At 43.2% G+C, this 23,591-nt stretch carries 32 protein-coding genes; 8 read left to right on the plus strand and 24 right to left on the minus strand.

The features are described 5' to 3' along the window. Positions 1 to 26 precede the first annotated feature (26 nt). The 14 genes from ABCM67_RS06450 to ABCM67_RS06515 form a co-directional block, all read right to left on the minus strand. Positions 27 to 950 carry an SPFH domain-containing protein gene (locus ABCM67_RS06450; protein ID WP_342992641.1) on the minus strand — a complete coding sequence of 308 codons (924 nt, stop codon included), beginning with the start codon at positions 948 to 950 and terminating at the stop codon, positions 27 to 29. Beyond that, positions 940 to 1,122, minus strand: a complete 183-nt coding sequence (locus tag ABCM67_RS06455) for a hypothetical protein (RefSeq protein ID WP_059085975.1) — start codon at positions 1,120 to 1,122, stop codon at positions 940 to 942. Before ABCM67_RS06455 ends, ABCM67_RS06450 begins: the two co-directional genes overlap by 11 nt. Positions 1,123 to 1,127: 5 nt before the next feature. Next, positions 1,128 to 1,316 (minus strand): hypothetical protein, encoded by a 189-nt coding sequence (locus tag ABCM67_RS06460; RefSeq protein ID WP_342992642.1) that lies wholly within the window; start codon positions 1,314 to 1,316, stop codon positions 1,128 to 1,130. After that, entirely contained in the window at positions 1,306 to 1,644 is a 339-nt protein-coding gene (locus tag ABCM67_RS06465) for a hypothetical protein (RefSeq protein WP_342992643.1), read from the minus strand. The genes ABCM67_RS06460 and ABCM67_RS06465 overlap by 11 nt, the downstream gene beginning before the upstream one ends. Beyond that, on the minus strand, positions 1,637 to 2,056 hold the full coding sequence (locus ABCM67_RS06470; RefSeq protein ID WP_342992644.1) for a hypothetical protein: 420 nt from the start codon (positions 2,054 to 2,056) through the stop codon (positions 1,637 to 1,639). Before ABCM67_RS06470 ends, ABCM67_RS06465 begins: the two co-directional genes overlap by 8 nt. Before the next feature lie 216 nt (positions 2,057 to 2,272). Beyond that, positions 2,273 to 2,674 carry a hypothetical protein gene (locus tag ABCM67_RS06475; protein ID WP_342992645.1) on the minus strand — a complete coding sequence of 134 codons (402 nt, stop codon included), beginning with the start codon at positions 2,672 to 2,674 and terminating at the stop codon, positions 2,273 to 2,275. A gap of 87 nt (positions 2,675 to 2,761) precedes the next feature. Further along, entirely contained in the window at positions 2,762 to 4,021 is a 1,260-nt protein-coding gene (locus tag ABCM67_RS06480; RefSeq protein ID WP_342992646.1) for a hypothetical protein, read from the minus strand. A 10-nt stretch (positions 4,022 to 4,031) separates the two neighbouring features. Continuing rightward, positions 4,032 to 6,104, minus strand: a complete 2,073-nt coding sequence (locus ABCM67_RS06485; protein ID WP_342992647.1) for a PcfJ domain-containing protein — start codon at positions 6,102 to 6,104, stop codon at positions 4,032 to 4,034. After that, positions 6,101 to 6,595 (minus strand): hypothetical protein, encoded by a 495-nt coding sequence (locus tag ABCM67_RS06490; protein WP_342992648.1) that lies wholly within the window; start codon positions 6,593 to 6,595, stop codon positions 6,101 to 6,103. Before ABCM67_RS06490 ends, ABCM67_RS06485 begins: the two co-directional genes overlap by 4 nt. Next, complete coding sequence (locus ABCM67_RS06495; protein ID WP_342992649.1) at positions 6,588 to 7,031, minus strand: hypothetical protein; 444 nt, start codon at positions 7,029 to 7,031, stop codon at positions 6,588 to 6,590. The genes ABCM67_RS06490 and ABCM67_RS06495 overlap by 8 nt, the downstream gene beginning before the upstream one ends. Position 7,032: 1 nt before the next feature. Further along, a complete protein-coding gene (locus ABCM67_RS06500; RefSeq protein WP_342992650.1) occupies positions 7,033 to 7,791 on the minus strand; it encodes a hypothetical protein in 759 nt (252 codons plus the stop codon). 185 nt (positions 7,792 to 7,976) lie between these two features. Next, positions 7,977 to 8,138: a hypothetical protein gene (locus ABCM67_RS06505; protein WP_342992651.1), complete on the minus strand. Its 162-nt coding sequence runs from the start codon at positions 8,136 to 8,138 to the stop codon at positions 7,977 to 7,979. Between the two features lie 59 nt (positions 8,139 to 8,197). Further along, positions 8,198 to 8,353: a hypothetical protein gene (locus tag ABCM67_RS06510; protein ID WP_173739689.1), complete on the minus strand. Its 156-nt coding sequence runs from the start codon at positions 8,351 to 8,353 to the stop codon at positions 8,198 to 8,200. A 369-nt stretch (positions 8,354 to 8,722) separates the two neighbouring features. Continuing rightward, positions 8,723 to 8,920 (minus strand): hypothetical protein, encoded by a 198-nt coding sequence (locus ABCM67_RS06515; RefSeq protein WP_342992652.1) that lies wholly within the window; start codon positions 8,918 to 8,920, stop codon positions 8,723 to 8,725. 126 nt (positions 8,921 to 9,046) lie between these two features. On the opposite strand from ABCM67_RS06515, the gene ABCM67_RS06520 reads away from it, so the two are divergent. After that, positions 9,047 to 9,232, plus strand: a complete 186-nt coding sequence (locus ABCM67_RS06520; RefSeq protein WP_173739687.1) for a hypothetical protein — start codon at positions 9,047 to 9,049, stop codon at positions 9,230 to 9,232. Here ABCM67_RS06520 and ABCM67_RS06525 read toward each other — a convergent pair. Further along, positions 9,218 to 9,547 (minus strand): hypothetical protein, encoded by a 330-nt coding sequence (locus ABCM67_RS06525; RefSeq protein ID WP_342992653.1) that lies wholly within the window; start codon positions 9,545 to 9,547, stop codon positions 9,218 to 9,220. The two genes, ABCM67_RS06520 and ABCM67_RS06525, sit on opposite strands and share 15 nt — an antisense overlap. A gap of 110 nt (positions 9,548 to 9,657) precedes the next feature. On the opposite strand from ABCM67_RS06525, the gene ABCM67_RS06530 reads away from it, so the two are divergent. Next, positions 9,658 to 10,041: a DUF2513 domain-containing protein gene (locus ABCM67_RS06530; protein WP_144092863.1), complete on the plus strand. Its 384-nt coding sequence runs from the start codon at positions 9,658 to 9,660 to the stop codon at positions 10,039 to 10,041. 640 nt (positions 10,042 to 10,681) lie between these two features. Next, entirely contained in the window at positions 10,682 to 11,371 is a 690-nt protein-coding gene (locus ABCM67_RS06535; RefSeq protein ID WP_278655275.1) for a hypothetical protein, read from the plus strand. 233 nt (positions 11,372 to 11,604) lie between these two features. On the opposite strand, the gene ABCM67_RS06540 is transcribed toward ABCM67_RS06535, so the two are convergent. Next, positions 11,605 to 11,838, minus strand: a complete 234-nt coding sequence (locus tag ABCM67_RS06540; RefSeq protein ID WP_092070867.1) for a DUF739 family protein — start codon at positions 11,836 to 11,838, stop codon at positions 11,605 to 11,607. Positions 11,839 to 12,013: 175 nt separating this feature from the next. On the opposite strand from ABCM67_RS06540, the gene ABCM67_RS06545 reads away from it, so the two are divergent. The 5 genes from ABCM67_RS06545 (at position 12,014) to ABCM67_RS06565 (ending at position 16,548) form a co-directional block, all read left to right on the plus strand. Then, entirely contained in the window at positions 12,014 to 12,481 is a 468-nt protein-coding gene (locus ABCM67_RS06545; RefSeq protein WP_227588762.1) for a helix-turn-helix domain-containing protein, read from the plus strand. Between the two features lie 364 nt (positions 12,482 to 12,845). After that, positions 12,846 to 13,118, plus strand: a complete 273-nt coding sequence (locus ABCM67_RS06550; RefSeq protein WP_227588761.1) for a DUF2442 domain-containing protein — start codon at positions 12,846 to 12,848, stop codon at positions 13,116 to 13,118. Positions 13,119 to 13,137: 19 nt separating this feature from the next. Then, positions 13,138 to 13,605, plus strand: a complete 468-nt coding sequence (locus ABCM67_RS06555) for an ImmA/IrrE family metallo-endopeptidase (protein ID WP_278655277.1) — start codon at positions 13,138 to 13,140, stop codon at positions 13,603 to 13,605. A 243-nt stretch (positions 13,606 to 13,848) separates the two neighbouring features. Further along, complete coding sequence (locus ABCM67_RS06560; RefSeq protein ID WP_278655278.1) at positions 13,849 to 14,808, plus strand: Ig-like domain-containing protein; 960 nt, start codon at positions 13,849 to 13,851, stop codon at positions 14,806 to 14,808. Between the two features lie 171 nt (positions 14,809 to 14,979). Then, on the plus strand, positions 14,980 to 16,548 hold the full coding sequence (locus ABCM67_RS06565) for a recombinase family protein (RefSeq protein WP_342992656.1): 1,569 nt from the start codon (positions 14,980 to 14,982) through the stop codon (positions 16,546 to 16,548). Between the two features lie 21 nt (positions 16,549 to 16,569). Here the strand turns inward: ABCM67_RS06565 and ABCM67_RS06570 are convergent, their stop codons facing one another. The 8 genes from ABCM67_RS06570 to pyrH form a co-directional block, all read right to left on the minus strand. Continuing rightward, on the minus strand, positions 16,570 to 17,211 hold the full coding sequence (locus ABCM67_RS06570; protein WP_330605146.1) for a carboxypeptidase-like regulatory domain-containing protein: 642 nt from the start codon (positions 17,209 to 17,211) through the stop codon (positions 16,570 to 16,572). Positions 17,212 to 17,291: 80 nt separating this feature from the next. Next, positions 17,292 to 18,116: a hypothetical protein gene (locus ABCM67_RS06575; protein WP_147603962.1), complete on the minus strand. Its 825-nt coding sequence runs from the start codon at positions 18,114 to 18,116 to the stop codon at positions 17,292 to 17,294. A gap of 157 nt (positions 18,117 to 18,273) precedes the next feature. Next, positions 18,274 to 19,551: an RIP metalloprotease RseP gene (gene rseP / locus ABCM67_RS06580; RefSeq protein ID WP_021652947.1), complete on the minus strand. Its 1,278-nt coding sequence runs from the start codon at positions 19,549 to 19,551 to the stop codon at positions 18,274 to 18,276. Positions 19,552 to 19,561: 10 nt separating this feature from the next. After that, the gene (gene dxr, locus ABCM67_RS06585) at positions 19,562 to 20,704 is read right to left on the minus strand and encodes a 1-deoxy-D-xylulose-5-phosphate reductoisomerase (RefSeq protein WP_015526782.1); all 1,143 of its coding nucleotides are present in this window, start codon (positions 20,702 to 20,704) and stop codon (positions 19,562 to 19,564) included. Positions 20,705 to 20,715: 11 nt separating this feature from the next. Further along, complete coding sequence (locus ABCM67_RS06590) at positions 20,716 to 21,510, minus strand: phosphatidate cytidylyltransferase (RefSeq protein WP_015526783.1); 795 nt, start codon at positions 21,508 to 21,510, stop codon at positions 20,716 to 20,718. Between the two features lie 3 nt (positions 21,511 to 21,513). Next, entirely contained in the window at positions 21,514 to 22,221 is a 708-nt protein-coding gene (locus ABCM67_RS06595; protein WP_015526784.1) for an isoprenyl transferase, read from the minus strand. Between the two features lie 66 nt (positions 22,222 to 22,287). Next, complete coding sequence (frr, locus tag ABCM67_RS06600) at positions 22,288 to 22,839, minus strand: ribosome recycling factor (RefSeq protein ID WP_015526785.1); 552 nt, start codon at positions 22,837 to 22,839, stop codon at positions 22,288 to 22,290. Positions 22,840 to 22,883: 44 nt separating this feature from the next. Next, positions 22,884 to 23,579, minus strand: coding sequence for a UMP kinase (pyrH, locus tag ABCM67_RS06605; protein WP_021976283.1), 696 nt, complete (start codon positions 23,577 to 23,579; stop codon positions 22,884 to 22,886). Positions 23,580 to 23,591: the final 12 nt, after the last annotated feature.

The following is a 23,591-nucleotide window of genomic DNA, read 5'->3' on the forward strand; positions in this document are numbered from 1 at the left end:
TGCTCCCGGCTTTCTCTGCATTTCTTTTATTTATCCGCGATCACGGCATCCGCTCCCTGGACTGTAACCCAGCCATTTTTGTAATGCGCTTCTGCTTCCTTCATTTTGATCAATTCATCTGTAATGGATGCACTGAGTTCTTTATTAGCCTCTGCCTGTGCTTTTGCCTTGGTTTTTGTGTTTTCTGCTTCAGCTGCTGCTTTAACCTTAGCTTTCTTTGCGTCTGCCTCTGCCTTGGTCAGTTCAATCTGGGCATCCGCTTCAGCCTGGAGCTTTTCTGTTTCTTTCTGGACTTTAACCTTTTCCTGTTCTGCCTGAGCCTGCTGTTTTTCCTGTAAAGCTGTCACTCTGTTATCAATAGCCTGTTTCAGCTTTTTATCCGGATGAACATCTACGATAGAGGCATCCAGGACTTCAATGCCATATTTTTTGTGAAAATCCTTATTAAGATATTCCGTGATGGCATTGTTCAGTTCGGATCTATTTCCGGAATAGATATCCATCATGGAATAATTCGTTGTAATCTCCGAGATTTTTGATTTCAGAACAGTTTTTACACGATTTTCAATGATATCTTCTCCATCCATTCCTTTGAAACGTTTGTATGTATCAATCACCGTGTCCGGATCATATCGGTAACTCATCTGGAAAGATACTGCAATGCTGGCATCGTCTGATGTGGCCACTTTAAAAGAATCATCCTCTTTACTGCCGTCCCTTTTGTCCTTTGTGAGAACGAGGATTTCGTTACTGGTACTGAATTCCTTTACTTTGTTCATCGGTGCGATAAAATGCATTCCCGGGGTGAGTACTGTATCCTGTACTCCATCTTTGTAATTGTAGACGATACCAACTTTACCTGTGCCGATAAGATCCATTCTTGATACAGTGTATCCTCCGCCAAGAACTGCTACTGCTACCACGATTCCGATAATAATCTTACTTTTCATTTTTGTTCTCCTTTTCTTTGATAGCTTCTTTTACTTTGTTGTATGTTTCATCTTCAATCTCGAATTTCTTCTGCTGCCGCCTGATCGACAGGATCACTCTGCTTCCTATCCAGGCCAGCACCAGAGCTGCGATTCCGAACACCATGCCGGAACCAAGAAATATTACCCACATTGTTCTCATCTCCTCTGCGGCCATTCTTTTCCTGTTTTCTTTTCTCTTATCACTGCCACCTCTAATCCTAAACGACCAGCTATATTGTTGAGTAAGCAATAGTCGTTATAGACGTGTGTCGGCATCCGGTTGGCCCTCCGGATTGCTTCTCCTTCTGTTGGTGCTGGGTAACCTTCGTTGTTTTTATAACTCATTGTTGTTCACCTCCTCCCAATCAAGTGCTTGACCGCATTTATGGCAATAATTACTATTTCGATAAATATTTTCTTCTCCACATATAGGACATGTGCCTATGCACGTGTAATATCTTCCTGAAAAATCATTAACCGCCCTCATATCCTTCATTTTTATAGGAATCTGCTTTTCCAACGCTTCAATAGCTGTATCATATGTCTGAGCTCTCTTTTTCTGTTGTATGGCAACAATTTCTCTAAGTGCTTTCGTGGTACCAAGCTGTTCCATAACACCTGCAGAAATATTTTTTTCAAATTTCAACTCTTTTATTGCTTCTTTTTTATCCACGTTTTTCCTCCATTTCACTGAGTCTTTCCTCTGCATCTTCACGTCTGGCAAATACAATCTGCTTGACCTTGCCGGCTTTTATGTAATGCAGTGTGTTTCCTTCCAGGTATGGATAGTGTATCTCTTTCCAGTTTTCTGGAAGAAGATCTGATGCACCTGGGCAGTTCTGATACAGGATACAGTTACTGCAGGTTCCATCTTCACTGGCCGGCTGGCTTCTACAGAACTGGATTAGTGTGTTGTATGCTGCCAGTGCCAGCTCTGGAGTAATGTCCAACTTCTTTTCATGTTTCTTGATTCTGGGTTTCTCTGCCTCCCGATACCGGTCACAGTGGTCTCCGTCTTCTACAAGGATTCCTTTACGATCACAAAGACCATCGTCGTTATCGATACAGTTTTTGCATGTCTTCATATCTTTCCTCCTTACGATATCCTGATTGCTCTGTTTACCCGGCGCTGGCCTTTTGGCCTGGGTGTGAAAATCTCTTTTTCTTTACATTCCATCGGACTGCAGCCCCTTGAGTGACCTGTGATCAAAAGATATTCGCAGAACCTGGAACCAGTCGTGTTTGTGTCTCCGCCTCTGGAAAAATACAGGCATTTCTCGCAATGTTTCTTTTTGTTATGATTAATCTCTCTTTCTGTCAGCTCTGACCATTTCTTCATCATTCTCTCCTGACGGACCTAAAAAGTTTCGTCCGAACACTTCCATAAATTTTGCGTGACCATATCTCTTTTCAAATTCTCTCTGTGCCATGCGCTGCATCTCGTGCCGGATCCGGGCGTTGTTGTGTACAGCCTCCGGGCCGTAGATGTGATGATCATTGCACAGGTATACTTTCAGACCATATTCCTCAGAGTTCTTCCGGTTTGGTCCTCCGAACACATGATGCTCATCAAGGATCCTGTGTTCATTCCAGTTATCGTGAAGCGCAACACAGAGATAGCAGGTCCGGCTGCTCTTGTCATGCAGGATGCTGGCCGGATGGCGCATTCTCTTTTTCTTTTCTTTTGTTTTCGGGAATAACATTCCTTCTCCTTTCCCCTGCCGCAGTCTGACAGGCTCGTGCGGCAGGATGTCATAATTTATGTGAATCTGATTTTCAGAAAACACCCTTTACTCAATCCATGGACGTCCTTTTTTGTCCACTTTTCCACACAGCCATTCTTCCCAGAAGCTGATCTCTCGTAACCTGGAGAATGGTATACTTCCAAAGGTCCGCATTGCTGCTGCCACGTAATCCGCCCAGCCGTATAATGTGAGCGTTTCAAGATATTCTTTCCGGGTTATTGCTTTTTCCGGAATAGCTTCCGGAATAGTTTCATTGTTTTCCGGTACTGGGTCGGACTTCTGTTCTTCTTTATGGATCTCCGGTGCAGAATCTTCTGGTTTCTTTTTCGAGATATCTGGTCCTTGCACCGGTTCCGGCATATATTCCGGATGCTGATCGATACTGTCCTGTCCGGGGATCTGTTCTTCCGGTTGCGCCGGCGCAATCTCTGGTTTTTCAATCACCTTCTCGGCTGAAATATCCTCCTGTACCTTTCCGGTGATTTCACCGCTATACTCTGGCATCTTCGGTTCCACAGGTTCTTTCTGTTTCTGGGCTGTTGTTCCCTCGCCTGGCAGTACCCCGAAGCATTTCTCCCAGGTATGCGCCCCTGCATCGTACTCATCGAACAGGCTGTGCACCACATCAAGGAAATATCGATACGTAATATCCACCGGCATCTCTCCGAACACTTTGACCATGATCCCTTTTGATTCATCATAAAACATCAGATACACAGTGCCTTTCCGGTAACTCCTGCTGCCGGACGGGCTGATCATCTCTGCCAGGTCTTTTGGTTCCGTGATCGAGCTGTACACTGCGTTGAGGATGTCTTTATTCTCCCTGCAAAACTCCTGTATCGTTGCTTTCAGCTTTTCTTCCGGGCTTTTGGCACCCTTCCAGTCAAACAGCCGGGCCGGATCTGCTTCATTTTCTTTTTCAAACCTCTGGAATTCTCTGATATCCTCCCTTTTTACTTCCGGCGTGAACATCTGCCGGTCTGCTTCCTGGACCTGCAGGAGTTCGGTCAGCTGCGAGAACTTAAATTCCCGGTACTGTTCTTTCAGTTCCGGTGTATCCCCGTCTGCAGAATATGTTTCATATACGGTCATAAAACGGCTGACACCGGTCCTGTTCATCCCATATTCTGCTGCCGCAAATTCGGCTATGCTGCTGTATCTGTCATTTTTATAAGCACCTGACCGGTCGATCCTGGTCAGCTGCCATCCGATCCGGACAAAACTCTTTACGATACCCCCAAGATTATTTTTGATGTCGTTTTTACTCTGGATGTATTCATCCATACTCAGCTGTACATATTCCATGCTTTCCTCCTCATGCGGTCACTGACTTTATCTGATCTTTTTCCTTTAATGCTTTTATGTATCTTCTCAGATGCCTTTCTATCCTGATTTCATCTGGCTTTGTATCCCGGATCCCATACCACTGCAGGATCTTTGTCCCGCAGATCTCTATTGTGATATACGGTGTTTCCGGCGCTGACTTTGAACGCAGGAAAAGGATCGTGCTCCGGCCGGTATTATGCTTATTCAGATAGCTGTCCCCGCCGACGCAATGATGGAGGATCCTTCCTTCTGCAACGATCTCTTCTGCTGATCTTGCCGGCCGTATCAGATAATCCTCGTCTTCGTAAAAATATTGATTTCTCAGACCCCTGTAGTTCTTTCGGATGTCCGGATATTTTTCGCTAACTGCCTGTTCTCTCTTGCGGATTTCTTCCGCATTTGTCTCAATGACCATCTGGTCATGGGCAAGCCTCAGGTCTCTCGGAAAAAGGAAAATCTGGTTATGCAGGTCATACCCCCTCTGTATCCGCATATGCAGATAATCCACATAAGTGCGGGTTACGCCGCTTACAGCACCTGCTGCCCTTCCACACATGGGTTCCTGCATAGTATCCGGGATCCCGCATCCGGAATACTGCTCTATCCTGTGCATGAACTTTGCTACTGTGGTATATTTCAATATTTCTTTCAGATCGCTCTGCCGTACCTGGCTTTCCGCAAGGAATATGCTTTCCTGTACTGTCACGTGAAGTCCCATCCGTTTCTCCATCTGCCACACTTTCAGATAGTCAGGGTTTCCCTGCAAGGTCTTCAGGTCCCTGAGCCTTCTTTTATAGATTCCAAGAAAACATTCCGGCTTTATGGCATCCTTGTCTGCTATGATCCCGCAGTAGCCCTCTACTATGGATTCCGCTATATGATGTAATCCCATTTTCACAAACATCTCTATCTGCGGCCATTGGATATATCTTTCGAGGTATTCTTTCAGGTTGTACATGGTCTTATGTTTTCCATACATCTCTGCTGCCGAATATCTCAGGAATGTGGTCCGGAGTTCTTTGTAGCTTTCCGGATATATCTTTGCTGCTTTGATCGAAATGTTGTTCATTCCGCACAAATTGCAGTCATCCCAGAATTCTCCGGAGTAAGAACTAAATTTATGATAATCTGTCTGTGGCCTTTTTCCTTTTTCCAGGTAAGTCCTTGCGATCTCAGTTATGATCATCTTTTCGCCTGCGCCTATCATGATCTCTTTTTCATCCAGGAAAGTATCCAGTCTGTATATTTTTTCTATCTCCACGTATCTGATCACTGCTCCGTCGTCCTTATATCTCTGTGCAATAAAGCAGTTCATCCCATGCCCCCATACTCCTTTGACCTTTCCCTGGGCTTTATACACCCCTGCAGCACCACAATGAGGGCACGTTCCCACCGAATCATGTTGCGGGACCGGGATTATCTTTTCAAACTGTCCCTCGTAGGTGTCTTTTCTTCTGACCGCTGCCTCCGTCACCTGTCCGCATGCAGAGCAGGTTATATCCGCATATCTTCCATGACGCTTGTAGTACAGGAAGTGTTCTGTTCCGATGCCTGTTTTTTTCGCCCAGTCTTCCAGTCCTTTCGGAAGCGGCGGGGTGTTCTGTTCCCGTTCTTTAAGCCTGTCCGCACGTTTGTCTTCCCTTTTCTGGACTCTTTGCGCTTTGATGTTATAGATCAGGCTCTGCAGGGCACCTACCCAGGTGGTGTATTTCCGTTCCCACGTATCTCCAGTAAACTTCCACACCATATCTCCCTGGGACCTAGCCATATAACACTTGTTGTCTCTTTTTTTGCAGTTACTGCCAATCTTTTCCCTTTCTTCATCCAGACCTGCTGCCGACCAGACCCCTGCATCCGGATAATACAAGCCCCAGTCCTTCTGGGTAAACACCATCCGGATCCACGGGGTCTGCAGCTCCCGTTTTTTGTTTTCGTAAACTTCAACAAACAGATGACTCTCTCCACGGATATCCTGCAAAAATACAACTGCTGTGTTACGATACTGTTTGTCTGCCCTGACACCGCCCCGGAAAGGGATCTTTTCTATCTCCTTTTTCTTCATTTCCTGCTGCCTCCCAGATAGTAATCACGGATCAGTTTTTTTGCGGTACCCATGTCCGGATCTCCGAAGGTCACTTTTCTGGCGTTGACTCCTGCAGCCTTTATGATCTCCTTGTCCAAAGGTACCTGGTTCTTAAAGGCATACTTCAAGATCTCTGCGATGCACTGCTTTAGGCTCTTTCCTTTCTTGCGGACCTGGTGTGCGACCATCTCATCCTCCATACAGAGCCCCCGGATATACTCCACCCAGTCATTCATCAGACCGGCCAGTTTCAGAGATCCGCATTCCACATCCAGTTTCCCCATGGCGGCCGTCACAGCGTCACAAAGATACGGGATATCGCCGGACTGATACATCTCAACATAGTCTTCCGGGATGCCGTTCTCCTGCGCCATCACTTTCAGGCTCTGGATATCTCCTTCATTCAGCAGATTCTCTGCAAGCTCGTTGATCTCCCTGCAGCTGCTCATCTCTCCAAATTTTTCAAACATTTACATCTTCTCCCTTCATTTTTTTCATAGCTTCCTGAAGCCAGTTTGAGTAACTGTGCTTCCCGGCTTTTGCTGTTAATGTTAAGTGATGCTCTTCTATCAGCTCCCAGATCCTTTTCCAGAGTTCTGCATTCCCAATCCTGGTGCCTCTGGCATCTTCCCAATTGGCTGCTGCCATTTCCGGAAGTTTCCGGATACGGGATACCACATAAACATCTTCTGTATGGACGCAGACATTGCTTGTCTTTCTGATCCGCGATAATGCTGCCGCCAGGTTTTGAAGGGTTGCACTGTGGTATGTTCCAGAAATACATTGGAACCCTTCTGCTGTTTTAATTGCGCCGGCGCAAATCGTTTCCAGGATATATGCACATTTTCTCTCTGTATTCTTCTGGGCCTTGCTGTCTGCCTCCAGATATATGTCTACTTTCCACATGTCAATCCCTTCTATTCCCTGTTCTGACCAGTATGTAATGCCGGTATGCGTAGCCTGTCACCTTGTTTTTCCCATGTTTTACTGAACCAGGAACAATCGCCCATCCCTTTGGTGGTTTCGGATCTCTCGGTATCCCCTGCCTGTCCACCAAGCTCCGTTTTTTTATCTCTTCTTTCTCCGGATCCTTGCGGATCAGGTTTCTGGATGGGTGGTACCGTTTCAGGTCCTCTGGCTCATGTTCTTTCAACGGCTTGGTTATGTATTCTGCCAGTTCTCCGGAATCTACGTCATACACTCTCTTTGTCTGTGCATGGCCATGGTTCCATAACATTTCCACTAGAAGCCCTGTATCTGTCTCATTGTTTGATTTCCGGTTGACCAGGATATGTACGTGGGGTCCGCCCTGCTTTCCAATCTCCAGGCGGTATATGTACTTCAACTCCCATCCATATTTTTTATACCTGTCCCGAAGCTTCCGGATAAACTTTGACATATCTTTCTGCATCTGTTTCCAAGGTGGGCGTGATCCTTTCTTGTATGTCAGTGTGAACCAGTAATCTCCTATTCCGAAATTCCATTTGATCAGACGACGGACATCCCGTTCCTTTTTCCATTGGTTCTGTTTAGCGATCTCTTCCGGAGTGGCTTTTCTCCTCTTCTGTCTTTTCTGTCCCCTGGCTCCATATCTGCCCGTATGCTTTTCTTCAACTTCCCTGGTGTTTCCACAGTCCCAGATCCATCTTATATATCCACACCTCATAAGCAATCCTTGTCCTATCTCTAATACGTTTAATCAAGCCTGCAAGGGGACTCGTACCCCAAAAATAAATACGGGCTTTTCACCCGTGCCGCTTGACTGTTCTCCTCCCAGATGCTATGATGATGTTGAACGTTTACATCTGGGATTTTTCCCTTTGCCAGCACACTGCTATGTGCTGGCATTTTTTATCTTCGTTTCTTATATCCCGTCCCGACCACGGCAACAAACGCCACCTGCCAGAACAGCCCTGCCATCAGGATCATCTCTGCCGGGCTTCTCCACTGCCAGAACGGCAGATTTGCCACCGGGAGGGCTATACACAGGGATATGATCGCATCTCGTTTCATTTCTTGCCTCTTTTCTTATGTTCCTCATCCACCAGAGGGTGGAGCTCTGCAAGTTCCTTCTACCCCACGGATTTTCTTATGTAATAATCATTCACTATCCGGGATACGTTATCTATAATCTTCTGGTTGTCTTCCGGAGTATTGTTCTTGCAGTAGTCGTCGTGGATCCGGATTACTCCTCCGGATCCGTTTTTGATTTCTTTGATAACTGCCATCTAGTTCACCTCCTGTTTTATCGTATGGAGATTGTGTTTATTGTGTTTATAGAATTTTTACTACTTTATCGAACGCTTTTTCTTGTGTTTTCGACAGTACGTTCCTATTCTATATATACAGGGTGCTGACACACCCGAGTACATATGGAAGGAGGGTTGATTATGCGAAGATCTCAGACACCGTTTAATGGCAAACGTTTTCTGCTTAATATCAATACCGGCGAAATTCACGACTTGGATAATGAAACAGCAGAATGCAAAATTGATAAAATTAAGCCAGAACACATTAGGATGGATAATTCTTATATGTCTTGTTTGATTTATGCAAAAATGATGGGATGCCCAAACGGAAATGGCTGTTACTATTGCCTACGGGATAAAGACGATCGGTCTTAACCCTTCCTTACGACCTGCATCATTAATCCGGCGCAGGTCTTCTTCTGTTATCTTGCTTTCCAGATGTTCTGCTAAAGCTTCTGGATTATCGTGGAATCTTTTTCCAAATTCTATAATTACGCGAGCTGCAAGATCTGTATTTGTCTGTTTTAAGAGATCAAATCTGTTCATTTTTTCCACCTCTTTATAAAAATTTAAGCAAATTGTCGAACGTCTTTCATTGACTGTCGAGCTGTATGCTCCTATCCTGTAAATACAGGCACTGCCATGCCGAGTATCAAAGAAAGGAGGATCTTTATGGAAAGAAAGTATTCTGTAACTGGTTTTTGTCCAAAAGCAAATAAGGATATCAAGGTATCAGCCACTTATGTCTTCAACACTAATGTATGGGAAAAAGGCATTAGTGAACTCCCTTGTTCATCTCCGTGTAAAGACGAATGTCCTATTCTCGCTTCTGCTCCAGATGAATTAAGGAGTATCTAAAACCAGTTCTATTCCATTCTCCCTGCAAAGCTCTACTATTTTATCTTTAGGAATTACACCCGATGCAAGCAGTTTACTGATTGATATGTATTGTCCTTTATATGGTTCCGGCAATGCAGGGAGCATTTTTGCGTCTAACGTAACATTCGTTGCTTTCAGTTCGATCTGTAACACAGGAAGTCCTTTGTTTTCTTTGTAACTCTGTGAAAATCTCACTCCTGCAACTCCCGGAAGCTCTTTTCCGTCAATGAAAATTTTTGTGTTTGTAATTCCATCTGTCTGAATTAATATTTGTGGTTTTCTTATGTTTTCCATCCTAATTCTCCTCTTGGTCTGACATAAATATTGACTTTCTACTGTTTCTCTCCTATTCTTTTCTTACAGGGCACTGGCATGCCCGAGTATCTCAAAAAGGAGAAAATATCATGCAATTAACACCTGACTGTATACGTGATGTTTTACTTGAACTTGAAACATTTCATATGGGTGCGTACAAAGCTGATGAATTTCAAAACTCTATATCATCACATGATCGTGAACAAGTTTTGTATACCCTCATTAAATTGTTTGAGGGTGGCTATATCAACGCTCAATACGAACGATCACCTACTGGCCAGTTGATTACATTTCGAGTTTATGATATGACTTTTCAAGGACATGAGTTTCTTGAAAAAATCCGGTCAGAAACCGTATGGGATCAAAAATTAAAACCTGTTTTTACAACCATCGGTTCCATGTCTTTGGATGTAATATCCAATGTAGCAAATAGCGTCATAACATCCCTCGTCTTAAAAAAACTGAACTTATAATTTAAAAAGCTTTTTTGCTGCGAAGTGGGTGCATTCTTCCAGATCCTGATTATCCGGAAGTTTGTATCCGCTTTTTTCGATATAATAGATAAGTGCTGCACAAGAAATGCTTCGAGTCAGCCACCCTACGGCGCATATCGCTGTTGATATAACAAAAACTGCTGTTATCACTTCTCTCACCTCCTATCCGGCCTTGCGGGCCTCAATGGTTATCCTACAAGCCTTCTTTCCTGTAATACTGTTGTAATATCTTTCATAAAATGCTAATCAGCTTTCTCATCTTCAAATTTTATGTTTCCAATTACTTCCCCGATAAGCTTTTTTGTAGAGTAAAATGTACAAACTAAAATAAGAAAAAACATTTTATGAAACCACCAGCACGCCGAAAAAACAGCTAACGTCAGCATAGATGAAAGTAGTGATATCCACACTTTCTTTGAAATAATTACCTTTTCTTCTATCTCAGACTCCTCCCTTCTGGTATTTGTTTCTGTGTTGATGTTTTACTTTAATTTTCTTTTTCCCGGTAAAATGATTAAAATTATTTGGTGTACTCATTGACTTTCCCTGCTTTCTTTCATATTCTTGTGATATAGGTACTGGCATTTCCTAATACATACAAATGAAAGGAATTCTGCTCATGAATTTACAAAAACGTATTAACGCAACTCCTCTTTCCCCAGATTGTCCTAAAAAAAGCTTTGAAATCGAACTACCAAGTCAATGTCCAATATGTGATACAGCCTATGGAGAATTTCCAAAGTCAAGTTTTTATATCTCCGATTACTCTGGGAGCTTTTTATACTCGATTTTCTTTTGCCCGCATTGTCAGCAATGTTTTATGGTAAAATACTCTACTTTTTCCGCCTCCCCTAGCTTTATAGATGCTGGACACATAGAGCACATATTTCCAAGATCTTTACGAACTACAGACTTTTCCGAACAAATAAAGCAACTTTCTCCGCAGTTTGTTAAAATCTATAATCAAGCAGAACTGGCAGAAACTACTGGTTTAACCGAAATATGTGGAATTGGATACCGTAAAGCTTTGGAGTTTCTTATAAAAGATTACGCCATTCATAAAAATCCTGATTCAAGTGAAGAAATAAAGAACACACCATTAGCTAAATGTATCGAGAAATATATATCCGCAGATTCAATCGTTACACTTGCAAAACGTTCCGCTTGGATTGGAAATGACGAAACTCATTATGTCCGTAAACACGAGGAGTTTAATTTCACCGATATGAAAAACTTTATAGAAGCTACTCAATATTTCATTTCGATGGACCTTGTTGTTGAAAAAGCATCAGCTATCTCGCCAAAATAGCTTATTCATCAAGAGTTTTAAAATCTATTGCCAGTTCAAAATTTTCCAGCCGATTGATTGTCTCCCGCAATTGATCGGCTTCTTTTTTTGCCTGTTTTATCAACTTTTTGAACTCCGGCAAATTCATAACTTCTATATGAAGTCTCCCTGTTCCTACTTCAGTTTTTTTTGTGTAATATCCTTCTATCTCTCTTCACCTTCTTTTCTATAGTTGTGTTTATTCCTATGCAGTTTTATTTAGTTGAGATATTCTCAACTTTATGAGTAAAAAAATAAGCGTGTATATCTGAAAACGGAATTTCCAATGCGTGTATCGCATTTTCCATTTCGTCTTGCCCCCAGTCCACGACATTATTTAACTTATTGCTTACCGAAACCTCTGACAGTCCTATATTCTTTGAAAACTCCGCTTGTGTTCCAAACTTTTCTTTTATACGGCCTCTCAGTTTCCTGTAATCATAAGGCATGTTCTTTCACCTCCTTGCGTTGAGTTTTTCTCAACTGTATTTATAATAGCATTGCCTTACGCTCGTGTCAATGTATTTTTTAAGTTTTTCTCAATTCTTTTAAATAATTATTGATATTTTCTCAACCCTGTTTTATAATGCTATTAAAGAAATCTTTAAGGAGGATCATAACGCCTTGAATAAAGTTGAAATAAAAGAGCGAATAAAGCAGGGGCTGGAGCTTCGTGAAATAACTCAGAGTCAGCTTGCTTCAAAAGCAAACATTGATAAAGGTCAATTAAGTTCTTATATATCTGGGAAATATAAACCACGTCAAAATAATATAGATGCTCTCGCTGCTGCATTAAATGTTAATGAGGCCTGGCTTATGGGATTTGATGTTCCTATGGAGAGAGTTTCAGATAAGGTGAAATCCTTTCAGACAGCTCCAAAGTCTGCTCAATGCAAGGAAATCATTGAAGTATGCGAACAGCTTACGCCACACAACCAGAGAAAAGTTTTCACATATTCAAAGAACCTTCTCTCCACCCAACAGATGGAGGAAGATCTTCTCGCTGCTCACGTTAGAACTGATGTAGAACAAACACCTGAAGGTGTTCAGCATGATCTGGATATTATGAACGATGATTCTCAATGGGAATAGAACATATCCGATCGGACTGACAGATACTTTGACAATATAATATACTTACCCAGGGAACTGTTGGGGCGTTATGTCAGCCGCCGGACACTTCTGTGAAAGGAGGCTGGTGCTGATGGTTACATACAATGATTTATTTACTTTTGTAATTATGCTTTGTGCAGTCATAACTCTTGTTATCACTTTTATGCATAAAAAATAGCGCCCTCGTCCTGGTAAGATAAGGCGCTATTTTTAGCAATTACTCTTGCCGGCGGTCAGGTGTACGCTGACCAACGGTTCTCTTGTTAAGTATATTATACAAAGTGTTAAAATATTTGTCAAACCATATTTTACCTTAAAACTATTACAGTAAAGAGGGATTTTTGTGTTTAATGCTTCGGAAAATGTACAGGTTATTGCAGCAAAAGCATTGGATGATATGATGATGCTTCTCACTTTTTCAAATGGTGAACAGCGACTTTTTGATGCTTCCTTATTAAATGGCCCTGCTTTCGCTCCATTAACTGATGAAAAAATATTCAAAGACTGCAAAATCGTAGATGGAGTCGTCACCTGGATGAACGAAGATATTGACTGTGCTCCTGAGTATATGTACGAGCATAGTTATGCGTATCTGTCTTTAAAATCCGTAATTTGAATTAAAAGGACTGATTTATTTGACCTACGAACAACTTTTAACTACTGCCGATCAGGCCGGTCTTACGGTAAAAGAACGTCCACTTCAAAATCATGATGGGCTGATCCGCGGCAATCGTATCGCTATTCGAAAAAGTATTGACACTCAGGCAGAAAAATCCTGTGTGCTGGCTGAAGAACTTGGTCACCACTACACCACCACCGGAAACATCCTGGAACAGTCAACTGATGTAATGAACCGAAAGCAGGAATACCGCGCTAGGCTTTACGGCTACAATCTCCGTGTTGGCCTGATCGGGATCATTAAGGCTTACGAAGCCCGCTGTCGGAATCTTCATGAGATGGCTGAGTATCTGGATGTACCGGAGGATTATCTCATTGAAGTGATCGACTGCTACCGTTCCAAATATGGGCAGTATGTTGCTGTGGATAATTATATGATCTATTTTGTTCCCCAGCTGGCCGTGATGAGAATTGATGTTTTATAATAAATGCATAATGATGGCATAGAGTAATAACCAAGTAGCAAAGGTCGGAAAGGCTCCCGACACACTCGCAAGAGTACCTGAGATGATGGATACGCCGCCCATCTTGTTACTTGGATTATCTTAAAGGTGTTGTCGTTATGGCAACACCTTTTTTCGTTCTATAATAAAAAATACAAATAAGCGATTTTCTATGATGAATATCGTATTGTTTGTGGATATTATAATTTAAAGGAGGCGTTTCTTATGAAAAAGAAAACCTGGTGTATCTCGTTGTTGCTGGCTTTATGCCTGCTCTTCTGTAGCATCCCTGTTCAAGCTGCAAGTGGTTGGAATTATTCATGTGGCGGTGGTTATCGAAAACCTATCACCTTAAAAAAAGGCAAAACTGTTACGGCTTATCTTGCACGCTCAGAGCGTATGGGATTCAATGTTCCCGGAAGTGGTTACAAATGGAGTAGTTCGAATAAAAAATGCGCTACTATTTCCCGCGGTGTAGCAACATATAAAAAAAATGGTTCTACAATCATTACAGCAAAAAAGGGAAAGAATGTATATAGGTGTAAACTTATAACAGAATCACCCAGAGCAGGAAAAGCCGTATCTACAATGACTGTCGGAAAAACCTATCAGTACTCTATTTATGGAACAAAACAGAAAATCGCCTGGAAATCTTCAAATAACTCTGTGGTTTCTATTAATTCCAAAGGAAAGACTACCGCAAAACGTTCTGGATATGTAACAATAACAGCAACTTTCGGAACTTATCATTTTGAATCTTATGTAAATGTCAATCCGAAACCCACTGTTGTAAAAACGTATAATATAGGACAGACCTGGAAAGTTCCTGGTCAGTGGAGTTTAAGAATCAATTCCGTCACAGAAATGGACGAACGTAATCCATATTCGGATGTTTATCCGGACGCTGTATATCTCATTGATTATACTTATGAAAATCTTGGATATGGTGATGGACTATATATTTCAATGGATCTTCAAAGAATTGTAGACGCAAAAGGCTATACTGGATATTCTTATCCAAACGATCAGGCATATTATCCTCAGGAACTTCCTGTTGGTGCCAAGTGTCACGCTCAGGGAATCATTGGTGTTGATCATGCCGGAAACTTCAAGATTTATGTTGATCAATATACCAACACAACATACAAAAAATATTCCGCAATTTTTAATATAAAGATCAATTAAACATATAAAAACCGCCCCAGTACGCCAATACCGGGACGGTGGTGGATCTCCGAAGAGATACCTCATTTCGCAAAAATATTGTATCATCTTCGGAGCGGCTGCACAATCAGAACATTTGTGTGGTCGTTATTTTTGTACCCATTTTTACATATTTTAAACCGAGGTGATATTATGGAACTTTTAAATGTATGTATCTACCTGCGTAAGTCCCGTGCTGATCGGGAGGCTGAAGCCAGGGGCGAAGGTGAAACTCTTGCACGCCATGAGCGAATCCTGTTGGATCTTGCAAAAAAGCGTGGCTATAATGTAGGGGCAATCTATAAAGAGATCGTTTCCGGTGAGACGATTTCTGCAAGGCCTGTTATGCAACAACTTCTTCGTGAAGTTGAATCCGGTATGTGGGATGGCGTCCTTGTTGTTGAAGTGGAACGTCTGGCCAGAGGTGATACCATTGACCAGGGTGTTGTTGCCAGATCTTTCCAATACTCCAACACATTAATCATTACTCCACTTAAAACTTACGATCCAAACAACGAATACGACGAAGAGTATTTTGAATTCGGACTTTTTATGTCCCGGCGTGAATACAAGACCATTCGCCGCCGTCTCACTGCAGGTCGCGAATCTTCCGCAAAAGAAGGAAAATATTGTGGCAGTAAACCGCCTTATGGATATTCCCGTATAAAACTTGTTGGTGAAAAAGGCTGGACACTGCAGCCTGTTCCTGACCAGGCAGAGATTGTCAAGCTTATATTCAATTTATATGTCCATGGAGTATCCGGCGAACGAATTGGAATGGCTAAGATCTGCCGTAAATTAAATGATTCCGGAATCAAGACCATGGATGGTGGCCTATGGACCATTTCTCGTGTGCAGGCAATCCTCAGAAATCCAGTATATGAAGGAATGATACGATGGAACAGTCGGAAAGCAGTAAAGCATATAAAGGATGGGCAAATAACTATCTCCCGTCCTTTCGCTCAGGATTATATTCTTGTCAAAGGCAGGCATCCTGCTATTGTATCAAGGGAACTCTTTCAGCAAGCTCAAGATATCGTAAACAAAAATCCTGCACGGCCGCTTAACTCTTTGCATGTTCTTCGTAACCCTCTTGCCGGTATTGTTCGTTGTGGAAAATGTGATCATGTTATGACTCGAAAATCCCCTAACGGAAGACAGGGTGATCTGATCCGGTGCCCATACAGTTCTTGTAGCAATATAAGCAGCAAGCTTCCTCTTGTTGAAAAAGCTCTTCTTGACGGAATCCAAGAGCTTGTAGATGGCTACAGACTAAATAACAGCGTTTCCGATCAGGAGTATTCTCTTTCTATTTCTGAAAGAGAAAAAATGATTCAAGGAAAATTAAAAGAAATTGATATTTTAAAGAAAAGAAAACAAAGGCAGTACGATCTTCTTGAACAGGGAATTTACTCCACGGAAGAATTTCTTGAACGCTCCCGTGCTACTGCTGCCGAGCTGTCTGCCTGCGATGCAGTAATTCTTTCTCTGAAGCAAGAAATTGAACATGAACAGGAACTTCAGTTTCAACGTTCCTCTTTTATTCCCAAGTGCGAGGATCTTCTCGCAAATTACTGGACGTGGGATACCTCTATAAAGAACCGATTTCTCCGTGAATTGATAGAAAAGGCTGTTTATACTAAAAACGTAAAAAATACATGGAAAAATGGCGATGACATCTCTTTTACTTTAGATATTTATCCGAAAATCCAGCAAAAGTAAGTGTGGGTAGCCTTTATGTACCTACACATTGGCACGTATCGTGTCCTCCGGCCAAGTTGCGTAGATCTCACTGCTGGCCACGTTTTTGATATAATCCTTATATCTTACATAATAATCCTGTGCAGAGGTATCCCCTATTGGCCCGTCGTGGACTACGATATACTCCGGGATCACCACTTTGTTTAATACGATCTCTCCGGTTTCATTTATCGGCTTGATCTCTGCTTCCGGATTTTTGGGAGGATATTCCCCAAAAAGCGTATGGGGTCCGATGACGATCCGCTGATAGTCCTCTCCACTACCCTGCTGTCTGCTAAGGGATGCTCCCTGCCTGGCAATGGAATGGGGAAGAACTTCTGTCCCGGCAACTTCTTTTGGTGTAAAACCCTCTGCACTGATCCGAACTGTATATTCTGCATAAGGCTGCTGCTCCACCGGTTTCATGCTGTATTCCAGTGGAGGAGCTGCCAGCTCCAGCATGGGCGTTTTTCCGGAGGAATCCGTACGGATTTCTTCGATCACATTATCCGGGACTCCTGTGTACGAGATCCGCACTGTAGCATTTTCCACAGGACGGTTACTGGCACTGTCCAGCACCGTCACCTGCAGCTGTCCCTGATCCGGCATATCCTGCTGCATGGAAATATAAGAATGATTTTTCATAAACAGAGGCTCCTTTTTGTGCCTGAAAGCACACTGGTTCTCTGCTAGTATATGTACAGAATCTCAAAATGCCATATCTCCTACTGTGCTTCCTCCCAGTAATCTTCCGCATCCTGGATATCATCAAACTCATCTGCATGATCATAATAAAAATCTTCCGGATCATCATAATCCTGCACATCGTACATATCTTTTCTGTCATTATTCCTGCTGGTATTTCCACGGTAAGTTTTTTTCCCGGATGTTGTGGATGAAACAAATTCCACTACACTGCTGACCCGTCCGTTTCTGCAGACTGCCATGAATTTTTTTGCTCCATTGCTGTTATACCACATATATCTGTACTGAATGTCCTGTGTCCTTTTTCCCGGTGTGTCCCGCCAGTAATGTTCTGTTCTTTTCTCTTTTGCCCTTCCCATAAGCGTAATGTTTATGTATTTTTCTTTCATTCCCTTATATGGCTCATCCTCCTTTCTCATTTTTTCTTCCTCTTCTTTTTCCTTCTGTGCCATATATTTTTTGTATTGTTCTTCTGTATCTTTCTGGGCCTTCCTCAATTCTTCTATATATTTGCTACTGTACTCATCTCCCTTTGGAACATACCATATAAGCTTATACAGTTCCTCAATTCCTTCTCCATTCTGAACAGCATCGCAAAACTTTGCATATTGGATAATATATTCTACATCCTCATAATATCCCGGAAGTTTTTCCAGCAGCTCTATCGCCTCATCATATTTGCCTGCATCCATACATTCTTCCGCTTTTTCATAACATTCCCTGTTCTGTTTTTCCTTAAATTCCTCATTTTTAATCTGAATTGCCTCTTCTGCCTTTGTAGCCAGAAAAGGAACTGCTATAACAACTGCTATCAATGCCGCCAGTATTAAAATATCCTTTTTCAAATTTATATATCTCCCTTTACTCTGATGCCTTTATTATATAATAAATATCTGCACAAAAAAAGTGCTGTATCATCTCCTCACAGATCATACAGCACTTGCTAGTTATTGTTCACTCCGTTCTCAGTAACACTTGATATTTACCTTCTTCCGCCAGATATCAGAATATCTTCAGAATATCATTATACATAACGATAACCATCAACGCCATCAAAAGCATCAGCCCCGCAAAATGGATCATGCCTTCTACCTGACGGTTTACCGGTTTTCTCCGGATCGCTTCTGCCACCAGAAATACCAGCCTTCCGCCATCCAGCGCAGGAAGAGGAAGAAGGTTCATCACTCCCAGGTTTGCAGAAAGAAGAACTGCCATATTCAGCAAATTCATCCAGATCATCAGCGTTCCCTCACTCTTGGACTGTTCGTAAGTGTCGCCAATGGCATCCGCAATACCCACAGGACCACTTAAGTCTTTCATTCCAAGGTGACCGGTCACAAGCTCTTTCAGGCTTAAGATCGTAGTACGGATCATGTATTTCACTTCCACAGCACCATATTTCAGAACATTAAAGCCGGAAGTCTTTTCACTGTATGTGTTATATCCGAAACCGGAAATTGGTGTTCTGTATTCCCTTGGTGTTATCTCTGCCTCATATTCCAGTCCGTTACGCTCATAGGTGAGCGTCACAGGTTCCTTGGATAACGGATGCTCCTCGATGTATTTTTCATATGCATTTCCGTCCGGAACCTCCACACCGTTGATCTTCGTGATCACATCGCCTGCTTCCAGACCTGCCTCTTCCAGTGGCATTCCCTTGATCAGTGATTCCACTGTCATGGAATTTACATCGGAACGGTTAAAGCCAAGAAGATACCGCACATTTACATCTGGTTTATAGGAAATCTCCTGTTCCTTTCCATCACGTTTTACTTTCAGCCGGATGGTATCTCCCTCTTTCAGTTCGTTGAGATACGAATATACATAAAGATCTTTCCCCAGATCAATATGGTAGCCCTGATATTCCGTGATCACATCGCCCTTTTTCAATCCGGCCTTTTCCGCAGCAGAATTTTGGGTTACTTCTAATACGGTTGCCGGATCATAGCCCATACAGCCTACAATGATCACAGACAAAACAAATGCCAGCAGAAAATTAAATATCGGACCGGCAGCAACCACTGCGATCCTGCCCCACACAGGAGCCGAATTAAAGGTTCCCGGACTGTCATCTTCCGCATCCTCTCCGGCCATGGCGCAGGAACCTCCAAGAGGAAACAGTTTCACGGAATAACGTGTGCCGCCCTTTACCGTACTTATGATCCTGGGTCCCATACCAAGAGAAAATTCCAATACCTCGATATGGTTCTTTTTTGCCAGAAGAAAATGTCCCAGCTCATGGATCAGTATCACAACACTGAAAATAATTACAGCAATCACAAATTTCAATTTACCACCTGCTTTCGATCCACTGATAAGTATCCTGCTCTACAGAAAGGATCTCATCCAGATCCGGATGTGCGATTTTTTTATGTCTTTCCATAGACTGTGCAATAATCTCATAAATATCCAGAAAGCCGATCTTTTCCTCCAGGAATTTCTTTACTGCAAGCTCATTGGCTGCATTAAAGACAGTCGGCATACTTCCGCCCTCCCGGGATGCCTGGATCGCCATAGGAAGTCCCCGGAATGTCTCCATATCCGGAACCTCAAATGTGATCTCATGAAGCTTCGTGAAATCAAGGCGGTCTCCATCCAGATATCGTCTGTGCGGATAGTACAGAGCGTACTGGATCGGAAGTCTCATATCCGGAGTTCCAAGCTGTGCCATGATCGCACCATCCTTAAACTCCACCATGGAATGGATGATACTCTGCGGCTGCACCACCACCTGAATATGATCCAGATCCATGTCAAACAGCCATTTGGCTTCCATAACTTCCAGCCCTTTGTTTACCAGGGTTGCGGAATCTACGGTGATCTTTCGTCCCATTACCCAGTTTGGATGCTTCAGAGTATCTGCAACAGTGACCCTTCGCAGCTCTTCTGTGGTACGTCCGCGGAAGGGACCACCGGATGCCGTGATCAGAAGCTTGTGGATCTCTTTGTTTTCTTCTCCGTGGATAGCCTGGAAAATAGCGCTGTGTTCACTGTCTACCGGAAGGATAGATACGCCATATTTCTTTGCCATGGGCATGATCAGATGACCGGCTGTGACAAGGGTTTCCTTATTTGCCAGGGCAATGTCCTTTCCGGCACGGATTCCCTCCATAGTAGGACGGATCCCGATCATTCCCACGATCGCAGTGACAAGAATTTCTGATTCCGGCATGGACGCAAGTTCCAGAAGTCCCTCCATTCCGCTGACTACCTTTGTATCTGTGTCCGCAATACGCGTTTTCAGATCCCGGGCTGCTTCTTCATCCCAGACTGCTGCCAGAAGCGGATGAAACTCACGGATCTGCTCTTCCAGCTTCTCCACACTTTTGCCTGCACTGACTGCAACAACCCGAAGGTCTTCGTTTTTTCTTGCCACATCCAGTGTCTGGGTCCCGATGGAGCCGGTAGAACCTAAGATTGCAATATTCTTCATTTTAATGTCTCCTAAATTCCAAGAATCATTTTTGCAAGATAGTAAATAACAGGGGCTGTGATGATCACACTGTCAAAACGGTCCAGGATTCCTCCATGGCCCGGGATCAGCTTTCCATAGTCCTTGATGTTCTGGTTTCTTTTGATCGCAGATGCAGCCAGATCACCCACCATGGAGATCAGAGCTCCAACTGCGCAGATCAAGGCATACTCAGCCATTTTTCCCTGTGTTGCTGCTGCATAAATCACTCCAAGAAGCGCCGCTCCCGCAACGCCTCCTACAGCTCCCTCGATGGATTTCTTCGGGCTTAAAACCGGCGCCATTTTATGCTTTCCGATAAGCATTCCCACACAGTAAGCACAGGTGTCACATCCCCAGGAGCACAGGAATATCAGCCATACCAGGAATTTTCCGTCCGGAAGGCTTCTGGTAAGATAGATAAAGGAAAGCATCACAGCAACATATACAACTCCAAAAAATGCTGCCATCACCTGTTCTGCATGGTATTTCGGATAACCGAATACATAAACAAACAGGATCAGGATCATACTGATGATGATCGCCATTGTTCCGTAATTTCCAAAATCAGCTTTCATGGCAATATAATAAAGCACTGCTCCAAGATATCCTACAAGTTCCAGCACGGTAACATGCTCATCGCTTACCTTCATTACCTTGTAAAGCTCTCTCATTCCGATCAGTGAAACAGCCAGAAGTGTAAAAAATAAGATCCAGCTTCCGGAAATGATAGTTGCCAGGGCAATAATGACAAGGACGATACCACTTATCAGTCTTGTCTTAAACATGATCTACTCCTCCTTGACGCCACCGTAGCGTCTGTCTCTCTGATTGTATTTCTCGATGGCTTTGATCAGCTCTTCTTTATTGAAATCCGGCCATGCAACCGGTGTAAAATAAAACTCGGAATAGGCAAGCTGCCAAAGCAGGAAATTGGAAAGCCGCTGCTCACCGCTTGTGCGGATCAAAAGATCCGGATCCGGTACACCTGCAGTATCCAGATAGCTCTCAATCGTATCTTCTGTAATGCCATCCGGCTCAACTTTTCCGTCTTTTACATCCTGTGCCATCTTCTGCATTCCACGGCGGATCTCATCACGGCTTCCGTAATTTAATGCCAGCTGAAAATAAATACCGTCAAAATCTTTGGAATATTCCTCCAGTTCCCGGACACTCTGCTGGATATCCGGTGCAAAGGCAGTAACATCTCCGATGACTTTCATCTTCATATTATTTTTCTTGGAAATCTTGATACATTTCTTAAGATAACCGCGGAACAGTTTCATCAGTGCTTCCACTTCTTCTCTGGAGCGTTTCCAGTTTTCTGTGGAAAAAGCGTAAACCGTAAGATATTTCACCCCAAGGTCTTTGATATCATAACAAATGTTTTCAAGATTGGCGCATCCCTTTACATGTCCGTAGGTTCTCGGCATTCCTCGTTCTTTTGCCCAACGTCCGTTTCCGTCCAGAATGATCGCGATATGATTTGGTACGTTCATAAATCTCCTCCATACAGAAAGAGAGCTTCTTCAAAGAAGCCCTCTCTATCCTCGTATTTCTTACAATTATACAGTCAGAATCTCTTTAGACTTGTTCTCGATCGCCTTGTCAACTTCCTTGATGTACTTATCTGTAAGTTTCTGGATCTGATCCTCAAGCTCTTTGATCTCATCCTCAGAAACATCCTGTTTTGCAAGTTTCTTAAATGCATCGTTGGCATCACGACGGATATTTCTTACTGCAACCTTGGCACCCTCGCCTTTTTTCTTAACGTCCTTCACCAGCTCTTTACGACGCTCCTCGGTAAGCTCCGGGAAAACAAGACGGATCATTTTTCCATCGTTGCTCGGGTTTAATCCCAGATCAGAGCAAAGGATCGCTTTCTCGATTGCTTTGATCATGCTGGATTCCCACGGCTGGATCTGGATCATACGTGCCTCCGGTACAGAAATGTTTGCAACCTGCTGGAGCGGAGTCGGTGCTCCATAATAATCTACGGTAAGTTTGTCAAGAATATGCGGGTTTGCACGGCCGGCTCTGATGGTTGTCAGCTCACTCTCCAAAGCATTCAGTGTTTTTCCCATTTTTGTTTCGTATACCTGAATTCTCTCATCCATTTCACATATCTCCCTGTATGGTTTTTTTTATTATTCCCTTTTGATCACACGGTTACCTTTGTTCCGGAGAACTTGCCATGTACGGTATTGACGATGCTGTCCTTTTCATCAAGACCGAATACCAGCATCGGCATCTTCTGCTCCATACACATGATGGAAGCGGTAAGATCCATAGCTGCCAGCTTCTTTGCAACTACTTCATCGATGGAAATCTCATCATACTTCTTGGCATCCGGATTTACCTTCGGATCACTGTCATAGATTCCGTCAACAGCCTTGGCAAGAAGAATGGCATCTGCGCCGATCTCAACAGCACGAAGTACAGTAGCTGTATCTGTAGAGAAATACGGATGGCCGGTACCACCTGCAAAGAATACAACCTTTCCTTCTGCGAAGCTCTCTTCTACAGCATCCTTGGAATAAAGTGTGGTAAATGCACCACATACAAACGGGGTAAACACCTCTGTCTTAAGTCCCACATATCTGCAGATGTCAGACACATAGATACAGTTCATGATAGTAGCAAGCATGCCGATCTGATCCGCCTTGCTTCTGTCCATGGCTCCGCTGGTACGTCCTCTCCAGAAGTTTCCACCTCCGATCACGATACCAACCTGAAGTCCTTCATCCACGATCGTCTTGATCTGTTTGGCAACCTCTGTAACAGTTGCTTCATCAAAGCCTCTCTTCTGCTCTCCTGCAAGAGCCTCTCCGCTTAATTTCAGTAACACTCTTTTCATATGTTTATTCTC

This window comes from Blautia sp. 2227st1_G12_2227SCRN_220401, from assembly GCF_039062885.1.
In the GTDB taxonomy this organism is placed as follows: domain Bacteria; phylum Bacillota; class Clostridia; order Lachnospirales; family Lachnospiraceae; genus Blautia_A; species Blautia_A fusiformis.

What these genes read in the sequence shown, in the direction of transcription:
- ABCM67_RS06450 (WP_342992641.1), bottom strand. Translation starts at nt 950, where the DNA reads ATGAAAAGTAAGATTATTATCGGAATCGTGGTAGCAGTAGCAGTTCTT.
- ABCM67_RS06455 (WP_059085975.1), bottom strand. Translation starts at nt 1,122, where the DNA reads ATGTGGGTAATATTTCTTGGTTCCGGCATGGTGTTCGGAATCGCAGCT.
- ABCM67_RS06460 (WP_342992642.1), bottom strand. Translation starts at nt 1,316, where the DNA reads ATGAGTTATAAAAACAACGAAGGTTACCCAGCACCAACAGAAGGAGAA.
- ABCM67_RS06470 (WP_342992644.1), bottom strand. Translation starts at nt 2,056, where the DNA reads ATGAAGACATGCAAAAACTGTATCGATAACGACGATGGTCTTTGTGAT.
- ABCM67_RS06475 (WP_342992645.1), bottom strand. Translation starts at nt 2,674, where the DNA reads ATGTTATTCCCGAAAACAAAAGAAAAGAAAAAGAGAATGCGCCATCCG.
- ABCM67_RS06480 (WP_342992646.1), bottom strand. Translation starts at nt 4,021, where the DNA reads ATGGAATATGTACAGCTGAGTATGGATGAATACATCCAGAGTAAAAAC.
- ABCM67_RS06485 (WP_342992647.1), bottom strand. Translation starts at nt 6,104, where the DNA reads ATGAAGAAAAAGGAGATAGAAAAGATCCCTTTCCGGGGCGGTGTCAGG.
- ABCM67_RS06490 (WP_342992648.1), bottom strand. Translation starts at nt 6,595, where the DNA reads ATGTTTGAAAAATTTGGAGAGATGAGCAGCTGCAGGGAGATCAACGAG.
- ABCM67_RS06495 (WP_342992649.1), bottom strand. Translation starts at nt 7,031, where the DNA reads ATGTGGAAAGTAGACATATATCTGGAGGCAGACAGCAAGGCCCAGAAG.
- ABCM67_RS06500 (WP_342992650.1), bottom strand. Translation starts at nt 7,791, where the DNA reads ATGAGGTGTGGATATATAAGATGGATCTGGGACTGTGGAAACACCAGG.
- ABCM67_RS06505 (WP_342992651.1), bottom strand. Translation starts at nt 8,138, where the DNA reads ATGAAACGAGATGCGATCATATCCCTGTGTATAGCCCTCCCGGTGGCA.
- ABCM67_RS06510 (WP_173739689.1), bottom strand. Translation starts at nt 8,353, where the DNA reads ATGGCAGTTATCAAAGAAATCAAAAACGGATCCGGAGGAGTAATCCGG.
- ABCM67_RS06515 (WP_342992652.1), bottom strand. Translation starts at nt 8,920, where the DNA reads ATGAACAGATTTGATCTCTTAAAACAGACAAATACAGATCTTGCAGCT.
- ABCM67_RS06520 (WP_173739687.1), top strand. Translation starts at nt 9,047, where the DNA reads ATGGAAAGAAAGTATTCTGTAACTGGTTTTTGTCCAAAAGCAAATAAG.
- ABCM67_RS06525 (WP_342992653.1), bottom strand. Translation starts at nt 9,547, where the DNA reads ATGGAAAACATAAGAAAACCACAAATATTAATTCAGACAGATGGAATT.
- ABCM67_RS06530 (WP_144092863.1), top strand. Translation starts at nt 9,658, where the DNA reads ATGCAATTAACACCTGACTGTATACGTGATGTTTTACTTGAACTTGAA.
- ABCM67_RS06535 (WP_278655275.1), top strand. Translation starts at nt 10,682, where the DNA reads ATGAATTTACAAAAACGTATTAACGCAACTCCTCTTTCCCCAGATTGT.
- ABCM67_RS06540 (WP_092070867.1), bottom strand. Translation starts at nt 11,838, where the DNA reads ATGCCTTATGATTACAGGAAACTGAGAGGCCGTATAAAAGAAAAGTTT.
- ABCM67_RS06560 (WP_278655278.1), top strand. Translation starts at nt 13,849, where the DNA reads ATGAAAAAGAAAACCTGGTGTATCTCGTTGTTGCTGGCTTTATGCCTG.
- ABCM67_RS06565 (WP_342992656.1), top strand. Translation starts at nt 14,980, where the DNA reads ATGGAACTTTTAAATGTATGTATCTACCTGCGTAAGTCCCGTGCTGAT.
- ABCM67_RS06570 (WP_330605146.1), bottom strand. Translation starts at nt 17,211, where the DNA reads ATGAAAAATCATTCTTATATTTCCATGCAGCAGGATATGCCGGATCAG.
- dxr (WP_015526782.1), bottom strand. Translation starts at nt 20,704, where the DNA reads ATGAAGAATATTGCAATCTTAGGTTCTACCGGCTCCATCGGGACCCAG.
- ABCM67_RS06590 (WP_015526783.1), bottom strand. Translation starts at nt 21,510, where the DNA reads ATGTTTAAGACAAGACTGATAAGTGGTATCGTCCTTGTCATTATTGCC.
- ABCM67_RS06595 (WP_015526784.1), bottom strand. Translation starts at nt 22,221, where the DNA reads ATGAACGTACCAAATCATATCGCGATCATTCTGGACGGAAACGGACGT.
- frr (WP_015526785.1), bottom strand. Translation starts at nt 22,839, where the DNA reads ATGGATGAGAGAATTCAGGTATACGAAACAAAAATGGGAAAAACACTG.
- pyrH (WP_021976283.1), bottom strand. Translation starts at nt 23,579, where the DNA reads ATGAAAAGAGTGTTACTGAAATTAAGCGGAGAGGCTCTTGCAGGAGAG.